Origin of the sequence: Corallococcus exiguus, from assembly GCF_009909105.1 — a bacterium.
GTDB classification, from domain to species: Bacteria; Myxococcota; Myxococcia; order Myxococcales; family Myxococcaceae; genus Corallococcus; species Corallococcus exiguus.
Map to the genome: position 1 here is coordinate 67,387 of NZ_JAAAPK010000006.1, position 15,925 is coordinate 83,311.

A 15,925-nucleotide genomic window follows, 5' to 3' on the forward strand; every position below is an offset into this window, starting at 1 on the left:
TCATGGGCGGTTGAGGTTCGACGACTGCAGGCGCGAGCTGGAGTCCACGGTGAGCGTGCCCGTGATGTTCAGCGCATCCGGCGTGGCCACGGAGGCCTTCCGGGTGAGGGTGAGATTGCGGAAGGTCTGCTGTCCGGCGGGGGTCGCGGGCAACGGGGTGGCACGCGCCGTACCTGGGTTGAAGTAGGCGGCGTTGGCATTGTCGACGATGAGGTCGCCGTACGGCTCTTGATGATCCTTCACGTACACCGTGCCGGGTCCACCGGACGACGCCCCCATCGCGGAGATATGGGTCCAGTCGAAGGTGGTGCTGGCGGCCTCGTGGTAGATGGCCACCCGCCCGCCGCCCGCGCCGGAAGCTCCGTTCGCCTCAATGAACCCCGCCCCGGTCAATGACAGCACATCCAGCCAGATGCTGCCGCCCGCGCCTGGATAGTAGCCGGAGCCACTGTCCATGCCGTTCACCAGCAGCTTGCCATTGAGGACCAGGCTGGCCGCCTTCAGGCGCAGTACGCCGCCACCATTGCCTCCCGGCGCCCCACCTCCGCTACCGGATCCACCTGAGCCGGCGGTCGCGGGCATCAGGTAGTCACCGTAGGTAGGCACGACCGCGGAGTTCTCCGCAGCGCCATAACCCGCGTGACTGCCGGTCAGATTGACCGCCGTGGCCGGGACGTTGCCCACGGTCCGTCCCGCCTGCTGGGTATTCACGCCTCGCCATCCGCCCAGGTAGCCGGCTCCGGTCAGGTTGATGGAGGCGCCACTCCCCACCTCCACCGTTCCACTGACGTCCAGGTCCAGCGTCAACGGGTTGCCGTCGGAGGCCCGGCCGGTCTCCAGCGCCGCGTTGAGGCCGGTGAGCTTCAGGCTCGAGAGCACCCGGGGTTGGGTTCCACTGAGGACCAGCACCGTTCCAGTGCCTTCCACCTGAAGCACGGGCGTCGACACTGCGTCGGCCAGTTCCACGAAGGCATTGTTGCGCACCAGGACGCGCTCATAGGTTCCACCCAGGACGGGCGTGGGCCGGGTGAGATCACGGTTCGCACCGACGTTCAGCTGATCCAATACCAGCTCACCGTTCGTCTGATGACTCCCCTTCAGGAACACGGTGCCGGATTTTGCGTACGTGCCTCCCTGCGCCGAAACCCTGCTCAAGTCGAAGGAGGTCGCCGCCGTGTCGTAGTAGACCGCCACGCGTCCACCGCCACCATAGGCGCCTCCCGCGGCCTCCACCGTTCCGGCGCCCGTGAGCGCGCGCACCTCCAAGCGGATGCCGCCGCCAGCGCCGCCTCTGGCCCACGCGTTGACATGTTCTCCATTGGCCAGGAGACTGCCATTGAGCATCAGGCTGTCAGCCTTTAGCCACAGGGCGCCGCCACCGTTGCCACCCTTCTGCGTGGAGCTATTGGCCGAGCCTCCCGCACCGAAGTCGGAGGGGTTCTGGATGTCGTCATAGATTGGGATGGCAGACGCCGTGGAGGATTCGACACTCCCGTATCCACCATGACTGCCCCCGAGGGCGTCCGTCCGGCCCGTCGATACGTTCCCCGTGGTCCGTGCCGCCAGCTGCGTGTTCACGCCTTGCCAGCCGCCCAGGTACCCCGCGGCGTTCATGTTGATGGACGCGCCACTCCCGACCTCCACCGAGTCCACGTCCAACTTGAGCTGCAGCGGTTGGCCGTCCGCCCTGCCTTGGACAGACACATAGGAATTGGACCCGGTCACCTTCAAGGACGAAAGCCTGTGCGTCACAGCGCCTTGCAGCGTCACGACCGAGTCTGAACCCGACACCTCCAGCACGCTTCCTTCCAGGAAGGTCCCCACCACTTCGACCCAGGCACGGCCGCGGACCTCGAAGCGATCATAGCGGCCCGCTGGCACCTGCGTGGCCTTCACCTTCGTCCGGTCCAGGCTGTTCAACTTGTGATCCACTGACAGCGAACCGTACTGCTGCTGGCTGCCCTTGAGGTACACGGTACCCGGGCCTGCTCGGTCGCCTCCCTTGGCGGAGACCTTGCTCCAATCGAAGGTGCTACTGGACGTGTCGTAGGTGATGGCCACCCGCCCGCCGCCGCCAGCAGTGCCACCCACTGCCTCGACGGTACCGGCCCCGGTCATGGTCCCCACGTCCACGCGGATGCTGCCGCCCGCGCCGCCGTAGGTGGTTCCATTGACGCCGTTGGCCTTGAGGGCACCGTCCAGCTTCAGGCTGGAGGCCTTCACCCAGAGAGCACCACCACCATTGCCCCCCTTCGAGGAGTTGGTGGAGCCACCCGAACCACCCGCGCCGAAGTCCGACGGTGCGTGGATGTCTCCATAGAGAGGCACAGAAGTGGAACTGGGACCCGCCTCTCCGGAGCCACCGTGGCTGCCGCCGGCATCGGCTTGGCCTGTCGAAACGTTACCCTGTGTCCTACCGGGGCGCTGTTGGTTCACGCCCTGCCAACCGCCCAGATACCCAGCACCGCTGACATCAATGGACGCTCCGGTCCCCACTTCCAGCGCCCCTGTGACGTCCAGCACCAGGGATTGGGGAACACCGTTTAGGCTTCGGCCCCCGCCCACCTGCGCGGCACCTCGCACCACGAAGCGATCATAGGCGCCTCCTGGCACCGGTGTAACTCCTGCGCGGGTGGCATCCGGGACGATGCCCAGGTTGTCCACCACCAGTTCGCCATTCGGCTGCTGACTGCCCTTCAGGTACACCGTCCCCGCACCCGCGTTGAGCGTTCCTCGCGCGATGATCTTGCTCCAGTCGAAGCTGCTGCTGGCGGTGTCGTAATAGACGGCGACTCGGCCCCCTCCTGCGCCGTTGTAATAGGGGGAGTAGCTCCCACCCACCGCCTCCATGCTCCCCGTTCCCGTCAGCGCCTCGACGTCCACGCGGATGCCGCCGCCCGCGCCGCCGAAGTAGCCATCGGCTCCGTTGGCCAGGAGCTTGCCATCCAGCTTCAGGCTGCCCGCCTTCAGCCGCAGCAACCCGCCTCCATTACCTCCAGGCTGTGTTTGCGAACTGGCGGCACCACCCGATCCGTAATCCGCTGGGCCCCTCGGGTCACCGTAGGCAGGCATGGCTTGAGAGTCGCTCGCGTACCCAATGCCGCCGTGGCTGCCCGCCGCACGCAACAACTCCGACGATACATTCCCGGTCGTTCGCCCTGGCAGCTGTGGATTCGCGCCCTGCCACCCGCCCAGGTACCCACGGCCGCTCACGTCGATAGAGGCCCCGCTTCCCACCTCTACCGCGCCAGTGACGTCCAGATCCAAGGGCCAGGGAACTCCGTCCTCACGACCGTTGAGTGCCAGCCTCGAGTTGCTTCCCAGAACCTTGAGGCGCGACAGCCGGAGCGGCATGCCTCCCGCGGCTTTCAGCGTCGAACCCTCGGTCAACTCCACCGCCATTCCATCCGCGAAGGCCCAGGGCTGACGCAAGTCCACCGTCCCCCCCCCCTGTACCAACAAGGAGGTGAAGCTTCCCGTCAGGGCTTGCCTGAAGACGACATCTCCCTTGTTCACCTGGAGGATGGGGGTGGTCAGCGGGCCCGTGACGTCCACCTGCGCCCTGCCACGCACCACGAAGCGCTCATAGGACCCACCTGGCACCTGGGTGCGCCCCAACGTGCTGGCATTGGGAAGGTTGTCCAGGTTGTCCACCACCAGCTCGCCATTCGGCTGCTGGCTGCCCTTCAGGAACACCGTTCCCGCACCCGAATCGGGGCCTCCGCGCGCGAAAACCTTGCTCCAGTCAAAGCTGCTGCTGCCCGTATCGTAGTAGATAGCCACCCGCCCGCCACCGCCCCGCAAGTTGCTGGATTCGCCGCCGCCGTTGGCTTCCATTCGCCCAGCCCCGGTCAGAGCGCCTACCTCCACCCGGATGCCGCCACCCGCGCCGCTGTAGCGAGCCGCGTCTCCATTGGCCAGAAGCGCGCCATCCAGCTTCAAGCTGCCCGCCTTCAACCGCAGCAACCCGCCTCCATTGGCTCCAGACTGCCAATCCGAAACGGCGGAGCCACCCGACCCGAAATCCGCTGGGTCCTTCGGGTCACCATACGTAGGGACGTACTGAGCCACCCCATAGTACGAGCCTACGTACCCGACGCCTCCATGACTGCCCGCCGCACCCATCTGGCCTGACGACACATTTCCTGTCGTCCGTCCTGGAATCTGCTCATTCCCATCCTGCCGCCCACCCAGGTACCCGCGTCCGCTTACGTCGATCTTGCTGGTGCTGTCGACGCGCACCTCCTGCGTCACGGTCAGGTCCAGGAACTTCGCCCCAGACACGCCCTGCAGGCTGTGCGTCAACGTCGAGTTTGAAAGGACATACAGATTGCGGAATGTGTGCGCGCCATCGATGCGCAGCGTCTTGTTGCCCTGGATGATGATGTCCTGGTTCTCGAAACGCATGTCATCCGCGGCAATGACATCCGTGAGTTCCGTGGGCTGTTGCGGCTCCACCACCGTCAGGGTCTGGGAGGCGGAGGTCTCCAGGCCGCTGCGGTCCCGCGCGACGAGCGAGATGGTGACCGGCCCCACCGTCGTGGGCACCCAGGTCTGGCTCAACGCGGCACCTGAGGGCAGGTTTTCCACGCGGTTCCCCACGCGCGTGCCGCCCACCCGGAACTCCGCCCAGGCGAGTGGGCCCCGATCGTCCGTGACCGTGCCGGACAGCACCATATCGACACCCTTGCTCGGGATGTTGAGCGTCGCCAACGTCACCTTCGGCGGCTCGTTGGCCGTGACCGGGAAGTCCCGCACGTCCGTGGTCACCGCGCCCAGATCGTCCGTGGCGCTCGCCTCCACATGGATTGGCGCCGCCCCCGCGCCCAGCGAGTAATCCATGCACTTGCGGACGCAGGTCGGACCACATGACACCTGCGCCACCATCTGCCCCCCACCCACGGTGACGGTGAAGGACTGGATGCCGCCGTTGTCCACGGCCCGGACGCAGACGTTCACGGTATCGCCCTCGCGCGGAGCGCTGGGGTTGAGGGTGAACGTGAGCTCCGGGGGAGTATTGGCCTGCAACACCGTCGTGCGAATGGCTTCATCCGGGCGGCCGCGGTGGTCCTTCGCCACCGCGCGGAAGACGACCTGCTGCTTCTGCGCACGGAGCGGCAGCGTGTAGGCCGCCGTCGCGATGTACGTCGTGCTCGAGGAGATCTCCTCGTCATCCGCGAACAGCTGGATGCTCTCCAGGTCTCCGTCCGGGTCCGTGGCCGTGGCCTGGACCGTGATGGTGCTGCCCTCGATGGCAGTCGCGGGCGGCAAGTTGAAGGAGAACGACACCGTCGGTTTCACGCCATCCGGCTCCACCGTGTAGGTCTTCTCCACGGGGGTGCTGTGGCCCGCCACGTCATAGGCCGTCGCCTTCAACGTCACCTGCTGGCCCACCGAATCCTCGGGGAGGATCAGGCTGTAGGAGAGGCCCGTACTGACATTGGCCTCGGACGTGGCCGCGATCACCACGCCGTCCTTCTCCAACTCCAGCCAGACCACGCCGTCGTCCGTGGCGTTCACCTGGAACGTGTTCACGTACGGCCCGGCGCGAAGGCTCGTGGGCAGCCCGCTGGGGATGCTCGGCGCCTGCACGTCCGCCAGAACCTTCACGAGGATGGAGTTCTCCGCCCCACGGCCCGCGCCATCCGACAGGGACACCGTGAGCGTCGTGTCCAGCGTCGACTCCACCACCGGCAGCCGGAACATGGCACCGTAGAGCGACGAATCCGTCGCGTAGGGAAGCAGCCTGCCCAGCGACAGCGTTCCCAGGCGCGCCACCAGCGTGGCCGGCGTCACGCCACCCGAGCGACGCGCCTCGACCCATACCGCGGCCCCTGAACGCAGCTGCGTGTTCGCCGAGGGCCAGGTCACCGCCACCGCCGGCGCACCCGTCGTCGGTGCCTTCACCTCGACCATCAACGGGGGCGACAGGGCTTCCGTCCCGCCCGCGGCGCGCACGCGCACCTGGAGCGCGTGCCGCTGACCCGTGACGGAACCGCCCGGCACCGTCCAGCGCGCCAGCGGTTTCGATTCATCCAGCGCAGCCACCGGCTGGCCGTCCACCACCAGCTCCGCGCTGTCCAGGCCGACGCCCGTGGCCACGGCGGTCAGGCTCACCTGGCCCCCCGTCTCCACGACCTGCGTTCCCGTCGGCGCGGACACCCGCACCGCCGGCAGCACGCCCGTGGGCGGCATGAAGGCCTGAACTCCGGACGCGCCGGACGCGACCAGCACCCGGCCCGCGGAGACCACCGCGTCGGTCGCCCCGGCCGCCGCCAGGGTCGCCATGAGCGAGAACGGCTGGCCTTCCGGCAGGTGCCACAGTTCGACGCCCGCGGCCCCTTCGCTCACGAGCGCCAACCGGCCCTCCAGCCGGACGCGCTGCACCGTGCCCACCGTCGGCACCGTGCCCACCAGCTGGGGCGCTTCCCCATTCGCCAGCGTGAACACGGAGAACGACGACGCGCCGCCCACGACCGCCAGCGGCCCCGCCAGGGCCACCGTCGAGGCGTTCACCGGCAGCGTCGCGACACGGCGCAGCTGGCCGGACGGCGCCACCTCCACCACCGCCACGCCCTGGGCGCCCAACGCCACCAGCGCACGCTGCTCGTCACCCGCCACGTCCAGCACGGCGCTGCCCAGCAACAGCGAGCCAAAGCCATCCGCCGAAGGCCAGCGCACCGACTTCACCGTCCCCGCCGACACGGACCAGATGCGACCCGCGGACGCCGCGAAGCGGTCCACGTTTCCGAGCGACGCCGTCAGGGCCCAGCCGTTCGCCGACGTTCCGGCCAACGTTCCGTTGGCCGTTTCCGGGTAGACATTCAGGACCTGGCCGTCCAGCACCAGCACGTCCCGGCCCGCGCGCTCCACCTGCCGCACGTCCGTGCCCGAGCGCAGCACGCCCAGGTCGGTCGGAGCCACGCCGCCCGCCACGGACACCGCGTGGACCCCCGCCGTCCGCGCCGCGACCAGCGCTCCACCACGGAACGGCGTCAATCCCAGCGCCGTGTCCGCCAGGACCACCGCCCCCGCGGACTCTCCCGCCGTGGGCACAGGCAGGAGCATCGCGCGCACGCCCTCGGGGCCCGCCGCGAACAACAGGCCACCGCCGATCGACAGACCGCTCGCGTCCAGCGCCGTGCGCGACACGATTCGCGGCGAGGTCGGCTCGCGCAGGTCCACCACGCGCAGCCAGCCGTCGTCGCCCGCCACATACGCGACGCCTCGCACCACATCCATCGCGCGGACACCCGACGGCAGCTCCAGGGTCGCCACCTTGGTCAGCACGTTGTTCGTCTCGCGCGTCCACACGACCAGCGAGCGGTCCGTGCCCACCACCAGCCGGTCCCCATCCGCCCGGGCCACGCGGCCGACGGCGGGCCAGAACGAGACCGAGCTGTTTCCCGACTCCGCCTCGTAGACGATGAGGTCCGAGGTGCCGTACCACGCCAGCGGTCCATCCATCCCCGCTCCGGCGAGCGACAGGTTGGAGTTCTGCAGGATGGCCGTGCGCACCGGCGCGGACGGGTCGCCCACATCCAGCCGCTCCGACGTGGGGTAGCCGGAGTCCAAGCGGCCCGCGTAGAAGGCATCGGCGGCGGCGACGGTGGCGTAGTTGCCTTCCATCCGCGCCATCACGACCGGCGACGCAGGCACGCTGACGTCCACCAGCCACAGGCCCGACGCGCCCAGGGCCAGCGCCACGTGCTTGCCCCACACCGCGAGCGCCTTGGGCGCGACCGGCGTGGCGAGCGACCCGAGAGTCTCCAGCCCCGGCGCCTCGGCCGTCCCGGCCACCTTTCCAATCCACAAGCCCGAGGCATGGGCGGCGTACACGTGCTCGCCCAACCGAGCCACGCTCGTGGCTCCGCTCAACGCCACGGTGGCGGCGTCGGCGGGCTGCGCCGGCGACACCACGGTGCGCTGCACCGTGACCGTCTCCACGTTGCCCGACCGGTCCTCGGCACGGCCCCGCAGCTCCAACACCGTTCCGGGCGGCGTCTGCTCGGGGACGTGGAAGCTCAGCACCGTTCCACCCCGGGCCTGACGCACACCGCCAGACCAGAGCTCCAACGACACGCGCTCCAGCGCCAGCAGGTCCGAGGCCTTGGCGGTCGCCTTGAGCTCTGTGCCCGCGGCCACGACCGGTCCCGACGGATCCGTCTCGATGGAGAGGGTCGGCTTCGTCAGGTCATCCAACACCTGGATGTTCAACGTCGTCGGAGCGGACTTGCGGCCCGCCTCCCATGCCACCGCGCTCAGCACCACCTGCCGGGCCCCCACGACCAGCGGCATCCGAACCGTCGCGTTGACGATGAGGCCCGTTCCCCACGCCACCTCCACCCCATCCAGCAGGAAGCTCACGACGGTGGATTCGGAGCCTAGCGTGGTGGTCGCTTCGACCGTCACGAACTGGCCCTCGATGGCGGAGTCACCGCTGGCGCCCAGGCGCACGAGCGCCACGGACGGCGCAGCACTGGTGGCGTCACGGATGGACACCGGGAGCACCAGGGCCGGGCCCCGGCGCCCCTGGGCGTCGATGGCCACGAACGACACCTGCATCTGCGTCTCGCTGGTCACGGCCGGCGCGAGCAGGCCGCCGGTGAAGGCAGGAGCCGGCAGCAGCACAGGCGTTCCGCTCGCGAGCGTGGCCTCCACATTCACCACCTGTGCCGGGTTCACCGGCACGGCGTTCACGGAGAAGGTCGTCCCCTCCTCCACGAAGGGAGGAACTTCCGCCGAGGCGAGCACCGGTCCACCCGTGGGCTCCGTCAGCGACACCTCGCGCGTGACGCGAGCCTGTCGTCCGGCCAGGTCCCTCACGAGTAGATCCACCGTCGCGTTGCTTCCCGTGGTGGGCAGGTCCACCCACTGCGGCAAGCTCGAATCCCTCGCGTCCACCACCACGCCGTTCACGGACAGCTCCGCCGTGAACCCGTTGAGCGGCAGCGCGTCATCCGTCGTCTGCGCGCCCAGCGTCAGGCGAGAGCCCTGGACCGCGGAGGCCACCAGTGTCCACGTCAGCTGCGGCGTGGCCGGCCCGCGAACCACCGGAAGCCGCGCCATCCCACGCGGAAGTCCACCGACGAGCGCTCCCGGCACCAGCAGCGCCGGCCCGGTCATGGCCGGATACACACCGGCCACGGCCGGTGCGCCGCGAATGTCCAGTACGCGGGCACCCGAGGCGGTGCCCACCACCAGCAGCTCTCCGAAGGCGCCGGCGCTCACCGCGGGCGAGCCCATCGTCGTCTCACCACGCGCGACGAGCGCGTTCGTGCCATTCATCCCGAAGCACTTCACGCCAGCGCCCGCCGAGCACACGCCGCCGTCCGCCAGCGCGGCGACGACCGTGAAACCGGAGGTCCCCAGCGAGGAGCGGGACAGTTCCTTCGGCGCATGCGGCCACGTGACGTCCACCGCGACGAGCTGCGTGCCCGTGAGCGCGAAGAGCCGGTCGCCTTCCGCCGACACGCCCTTCACCGAGCCCAGGCGCAGCCGGCCCGCCAGGCTGCCGTTGGCGCGACGCACCTCCACGCCCTCGTCCGTGCCCAGCGCAAGCCAGTCCCCCGCCCCATCCATCGCCAGCGGGGCGCGGGCCAGCGGCGTCGAGTCCTGCGGGTCCAGCGTGGACAGCGAGAAGCGCTCCAGCGACCCCGCGCCGTTCCGGCCCAAGGCCACCACCACCGCGTCGCCCACGAAGGCCGCGCCCACCGGCGTGCCAAGGACGTCGCGCGTCGCGAGCTTCACGCCCGTCTGCCGCGAGCGCAGTTCCACCACACCCGCGCCGCTGTCATCCGAGCGCACCACCAGCACCTGGTCGCCACGCGACACCAGCGCCACCGGCGTCAGGGAATCCGCTGCGTCCTCCACCCGCGCCGCCTGGCCACTGGACAGCACGGCCAGCGTTCCCGCGTGCTCCACCGACGCCGAGGCACCGCCCGCGGCCGTGACCGAGGCCTGCGCCAGCACCTGCGCGCCCTCGGGCCCTTCTGGCAACTGCGCCTCGCCCTGGACCCCGCCCGCGCGCATCCGCACCGGCAGGTCCACACTCCCGACCTTCGCGGTCAGGACAGGCGCGCCCCCACCATCCGTGGCGCCCGTCAGCACCAGCGTCGAGCCGCCCAGCAGCAACGTCCCGTCCGGCTCCTGCGCCAGCGACACGCCCACCGCCGTCTGGCCGTCATCCACCACCGTGACCTGCCGACGGATGACGGTGCTCGTGCCACCCGCGTTGTCCGTAACCTGGGCTTCCAGCGCCAGAGGCGCGGAGCCCGCTTCCAGGACGGGCGCGACGAACGTCGTGCGCCACGGCGCCTGCGTGAGGATCCGCTCCTCCGTGCCGGCCCGCACCCGCACCGACGCGACTCCCGCCGAGGCCGAGGCATCCACCGAGACCTCGAAGGGCCGCCCTTCCTGCAACGACGCCCCTGCCGCGGGCGAGGACCACGCCACGTACGGCCGGGCGGACGACGGCTCCACCGTGATGAGGGCCGAGGCCTCCGCCGCGTTGCCGCGCGCGTCCTTCGCCACCGCCTTCACCGTACGCGACGCATTGGACGTCACGGTCGGCGCCTTCCAGGCCACCGTCCACGGGGCCTTCTGGGCCTCGCCCACCGGAGTGCCATCCACGAAGAACGCCACCGACGCCACACCGTTCGCGTCGGACGCGAGCGCCTCCAGCGTCAGCTCCGAACCGCCCACCACCCGGCCACCCTCGACCGGCGAGCGCAGCGCCACCGTGGGCGCCTGCGCATCGCGCGTCACCGTGACGACGCGCTGCTCCGCGGCCGACACCTGGCCCTCGGAGTCCGTGGCATAGGCGGTCAGCACGCGCTGCACCTGGAGGTCCGTCCCCGGCACCGGGTCCAGCCTCAGCGTGCGAGTCAGCGTCGCGCTCGTGCCGCTCAACCCGTCCAGCCGCGCGAAGGGCACGCCATCCAGGTGCAGCTCCACGGACACGAGCCCGTGGTTGTCGGACGCCGCCACGACGATGTCCTGCGTTTCGCCCTCGGTGCGCGTCCCGTCCGCCACCGGCTGCTGGAAGGAGACGTCCGGAGGCGAGTCCTCCACCACCGTCACCGTCACCGTCACCGGGTCGCTGACGTTGCCGCTCGCGTCCGTCGCGGTCGCCGTCAGCACGGAGGGGCCCATCGCGGACGACGGCCACGTGTAGCGGTAGATGCCGTTCGTCGCCGTCACCGGCTGGCCGTCCACCTTGAGGGTGGTCGTCGTGGTGCCGCCACTGTCATCGGTGGCCACCACCTGGAACGTCCAGGCGACCTCCGCCGCGAAGCGCGCTTGATCCACCACCACGGCCCCACCGGCACGGCGCAGCTGCAGGGTGGGCTTCACCGTGTCCACCGTGCGGAACACGTGCGTGAAGGCGGACGCGATGTTGCCCGCCACGTCCGTCACGCCGGTGACGCTCAGCGCATACGACGTGGTGGACGTCAGCGCGGCGCCCGGCGTGAAGCGCAGGGTGCGCCCGTCGCCCAGCAGGCTCGCGGAGCCAGGCACGGCCACGCCAGAGGGATGGCGCAGCAGCTTCAGGCCCTGCGTGCTGGCGCTCGCCAGCGTCTCGTCGAAGCGGACGTCGAAGACGGCGGCCAGCGGGACATTCTGGTTGCCCACGGTGGCCATCGGCTCCACGCGCTCCACGACGGGAGCACGTACGTCACCGCGGTAGACCGCCTGCGCCACCACCATCGGCGTCGCGCCGGGCTGGCTGAGCGTCAGCGTCAGGTGCCGCTCATCACCCGCCGGAACCAGCGCGTCCACGCGGCTGGCCGTCAGGTTCTGGGTGAACGCCTTCACGCCGTCGAAGTGAACCTCCAGGCCGCGGTGGAAGCCCGCGCCCGTGATGCTCACCGTGCCTCCCGCCAGGTCCACCGCGCGGGGCGTCACGCTCGCGAACGACAGCGGCGCCACGTACAGGAAGCGCGAAGCCGCCACGGCCTCCACGCCATCCAAGGCGCGCCGCACGCGCACGTCCGCGGGGCCCGCGACAATGGCCTGCGGCAGGCTCACCTGCAGCCGGCCCGCCTCGAACGGAGCGACAAGCGGCGCGGCGATGCCACCGATGAACACCTGCGTGCTCGCATCGAAGCCCGCGCCCAGCACGCTCACCGTCACGCCGCCCGCCGTCGGGCCCGTGTCCGGCGTCACGGAGGAGATGATCAACGACACCGCCGGGCCGCCCGCGCGCAGCGGGTAGTCCCACGGGCCCAGCACCGTGCCACCGACGACATCCGGCAGCGCGCCCAGTCCCAGCCGCGCCACGTAGGAGCGCGCCGGGTCGAGCGCCGCCACGGGCGTGAAGACGAGCGAGTGGCCCGAGGCCAGCAACGAACCCTCCACCTCGAGCGCGCCGTCCCACAGCGCCAGCGAGGACGCTTGGGTCACCGTGCTGGGAACCTCCGAGGCCAGGGCCACGGAGACAGCCGCCCCCTGCGCCACCCTCTCACCAGGCAGCGGCGACATGCCGTCCACCGCCGGGTACGGCACCCGGAACACGTGCAGGCTGTTGTTGGAGCTGGCGGCCACGGCCACGCCGTTGATCACCGCCACGTCCGACACGAGGCCCAGGCCGTCCGCGAACGTGCGCTCCCGCAGCCCCTGCGTGGTGTCCAGCCACGACACGCGGCCGCCCTGCGCGGCCATGAGCCACGGGCCCGACAGCGACAGGGTGCTGGAGGTGCTACCGCTGGGGTCCAGCGCGGACGCCACGAAGCCCGGCGCCTCCACCTCCGTCAGGTCGAAGAGGTACAGCTGCCCACCGACGGAGGCCGCCAGGCGCGCCCCCTCGTGCGTCAGGGCGCCGTCACCGCCGGACGTCGTGCCCGGCAGGGACACCTCGCGCAGACGCGTGAGGCTGGCGCTCTCCGTGCTGCGCACCTCCAGACGGGCACCGGCCGCGCCATCCCGCACCAGCACCACCAGCGCGCCCCGCACCAGGTCCAGGTCCAGCACCGTGCCCGAGTCGAGCAACGTCCGCGCGACCACCGCGTACACGCCGTTCACGGGAGCCAGCAGCGCCAGCTCGTTGCCACCTGCAACCGCCACGTACGCCCCGGCGTTGCCCGCCGCGACCGCGCGGAGCGTGACACCCGACGTCGGCGCGAGCTGCACGCGGTCCTTCTCCAGCGGACCACACGTCGCCAGCGGCTGGGGCGCGCACGCACCAGACGACACGTCGTAGCGGACGACCTCGCCCTTGCCCGCGAGGAACAGCGAGTCACCGTGGAGCGCGAGGTCCACGGGCTGCGTCACGCCCGTCACCGTCCCCACCTCCGTGGGGCTCCCCGGAACGGAGAAGTCCAGGGCCGTCAGGAACCCCTCCCGGGCCACGAACAGCCGGTGGTCCTTGCGCGCCACCACCTGGCCCACGCCGTCCAGCTGGGCGCGCTTCGCCAGCGTGAAGGTGAAGCCTCCCGCGAGCGTGGCCTGCTGGGGCGGCGTGCCCGGCGTGAGGACCGTGAGGTCCACGCGCCCCGTCACGTCATCCGGGACCTCCACGAGCAGCGCCCCGGAATCGGAGAACGTCACCGACCGCGCGGGCACCGAACCGAACGACACCTGCGAGCCCGGGAAGAGTCCCTGGCCCGTGAGCGTCACCACCTGCCGGCTGCTGTACGGCGCGCGCGCCGGCTGGACCGCCGCCAGCGACGGAAGCGACAGATACCGGTAGGCGCCCAGCCGCACGTGCGACAGGCCACCCGGGTTGATGACCTCCACCGCGGCGGCGCCCGCCTTGCCCGGCGGCACCGTCACACGAATGCGCTTGCCGTCCTGCGAAAGCTCCGCGACAGCAGCCACCGCGCCGCCCACCTTCACGGTGCAGTCCTGCAGGAAGCCCGTGCCCAGCACGTCCACTGCGTTGCCGCCCGCCTCCAGCCCGTAGGCCGGTGACACGGAGGCCACCTCCGGCCGCTCCTGCGACGCGTTGAGGCTCGTGCGGAAGCGGACGCGGGCCTCGGTGCCCAGCGTGGCGCCCCGGAGGTCCTTCAGCCCCGCGCCCACGCGGAGCTCGTACCGCGTGTCCAGCGCGAGCGGCGCGGACGGCGTCAGCACCACCTGGCCGCCCTGCGTGTCGGTCACCACCGAGCGCGACACCGACACCAGCTCGCCGTCATCCGCGCGCACCAGCGTCACCTGTCCGGCGCTCGCCACGTCCGGCAGGGAGGTCAACAGGACGCGGACCTCCGCGCCCGGCGCGACGATGTCCCCTTCCGCCGGCTCCGTGCCGCGGATCTCCAGCGTGTCCAGCTCCACGGAGGCCAGCGCGCCCGCGAGCGGCAGCCCCGCCTGGGTCGGGTCCGTCAGCGGCAGCTCCACCGCCGTGCCCGCGTCGTCCAGCACCAGCGTGCCCACCAGGAGGTAGCGCCCCATGAACGCCAGCGTGCGCGCGTCGCCCACCACCGCCGCCTGGCCCAACCGGACCGGCGCCATGCCCTCGCGCACGGAGAAGCGCTGCACCTTGCCGCCACCCGCGGCCACGTACGCCACGCCCGCCGCGACGCGCGTCTGCTCGGCGGACACCCAGGTGCCGCCCAGCGGATCCTCCACCACTAGGGTCCCCGCGGGCGTGGGCTGGGAGCCCGACAGCTCGTAGAGGGCTACCTGCTTCGCCGCTCCGAGTGACAGGAAGGCCCGCGTCCCCTCGGCGGTGATGTGCGCCGCCGGGGCCACGAGCTCCGCCACGCCCTGCTCCACCAGGTCGCCGGTCCGCGCGTCCAGCACATGGAACTTCGGCGCGACCTTCGCCGCGCTGGAGACCAGCAGACGGCTCCCGTGCAAAGCCAGGGCGCCCACCCCACCCGGGATGGCGCGCGCGCCGACGCGCAGGGGCTGCGCGGCGGCATTGGCGTTGGAGACGTCGAACACCTTGACGCCTTCGGAGTCACCGACGAACAACAGCGACCCGCCCAGCGCGATGTCCGCCGCGCCGCCAGGGACCGTGAGGGCCGAGTACAGCGCGGGCTGACCTGGAGTGGCCACGTTCACGCGCTGCACGCCGCTCGAACCCGCGGCGACGTAGACGGTGTTGCCCCGCTTGAGCACGCGGCGGCTGCCCCCCTCCCCGGAGAAGGTGAGCTGCGCGATGGAGGTGACGTGCGTGGGCTCGCTGAGGCTTGCCAGCAGCAGTCCGCCGTTCGGCGTCTTCCGGTTGGCTGACAACAGGGTGCCATTCGCGCCGTACACGTCGACGGTGGCGCCGAGCGCGGCATAGGCCACGCCGTTGTCCACCAGCACGTCGCGCACCGGCGGGGTCGACAGCCGGGACACCGCGCCCGAGCCATACAGGAACGAGGCCGGCAGCAGCGACGTGTCGCCCTCCAGCGTCACCGCCACATCGACCACGCCCGCGACATGGGTCGGCGCGACGGCCTCCACGGCCTGCGTGCCGAGCACCCGCACGTCGAAGGAGTTCGTGCCCCCGAAGGACACCTTCATGCCCGGCGCGAAGCCGCGGCCGGTCAACTGCACCTTCACCCCACCCTGCTGCGGCGCGCGGTCCGGCGACAGCGCGAGCAGCTTCAGCGCGTCGCGGAACACGAAGCCGCCCAGCTTCAGGGCGGACAGGCCGCTCAGGTCCACCACCTCCACCGCCGCCGCGCCCGCCACCGGCAGGCCGGAGCTGTCCAACGGCGTCGGGGGAATGGTGAGCGAGAGCGTGTTCTCATCCACCACCGTCACCGTGACGGGACGGCCGCCCACGCGGACGACGTCGCCCGCGCGGAAGCCCGCGCCCTTGAGTTCCACCACCGTCGTGCGGTCCGCCCGGCCCGACGCCGGCTTCAGCGAGTCGATGCGCGGCTGGAGAGCCTGCGCGCCCACCACCGTGAAAGTCCCATGGAAGGGCACGGCCTGGGGCTTGAGGCTCATCGACACGAGCCCACTCACGTCCACAGAGACCACGTCC

1 protein-coding gene (cut by a window edge) is annotated in these 15,925 nt (G+C 70.9%); it reads right to left on the minus strand.

Annotated elements, in window-relative coordinates:
* Nucleotides 1-15,925, minus strand: the 3' end of a protein-coding gene (locus GTZ93_RS23750; RefSeq protein ID WP_161663009.1) for an Ig-like domain-containing protein. 17,441 nt of this gene lie beyond the right edge of the window; only the last 15,925 of its 33,366 coding nucleotides appear in the window; its start codon lies off the right edge, out of view; the stop codon is at nucleotides 1-3.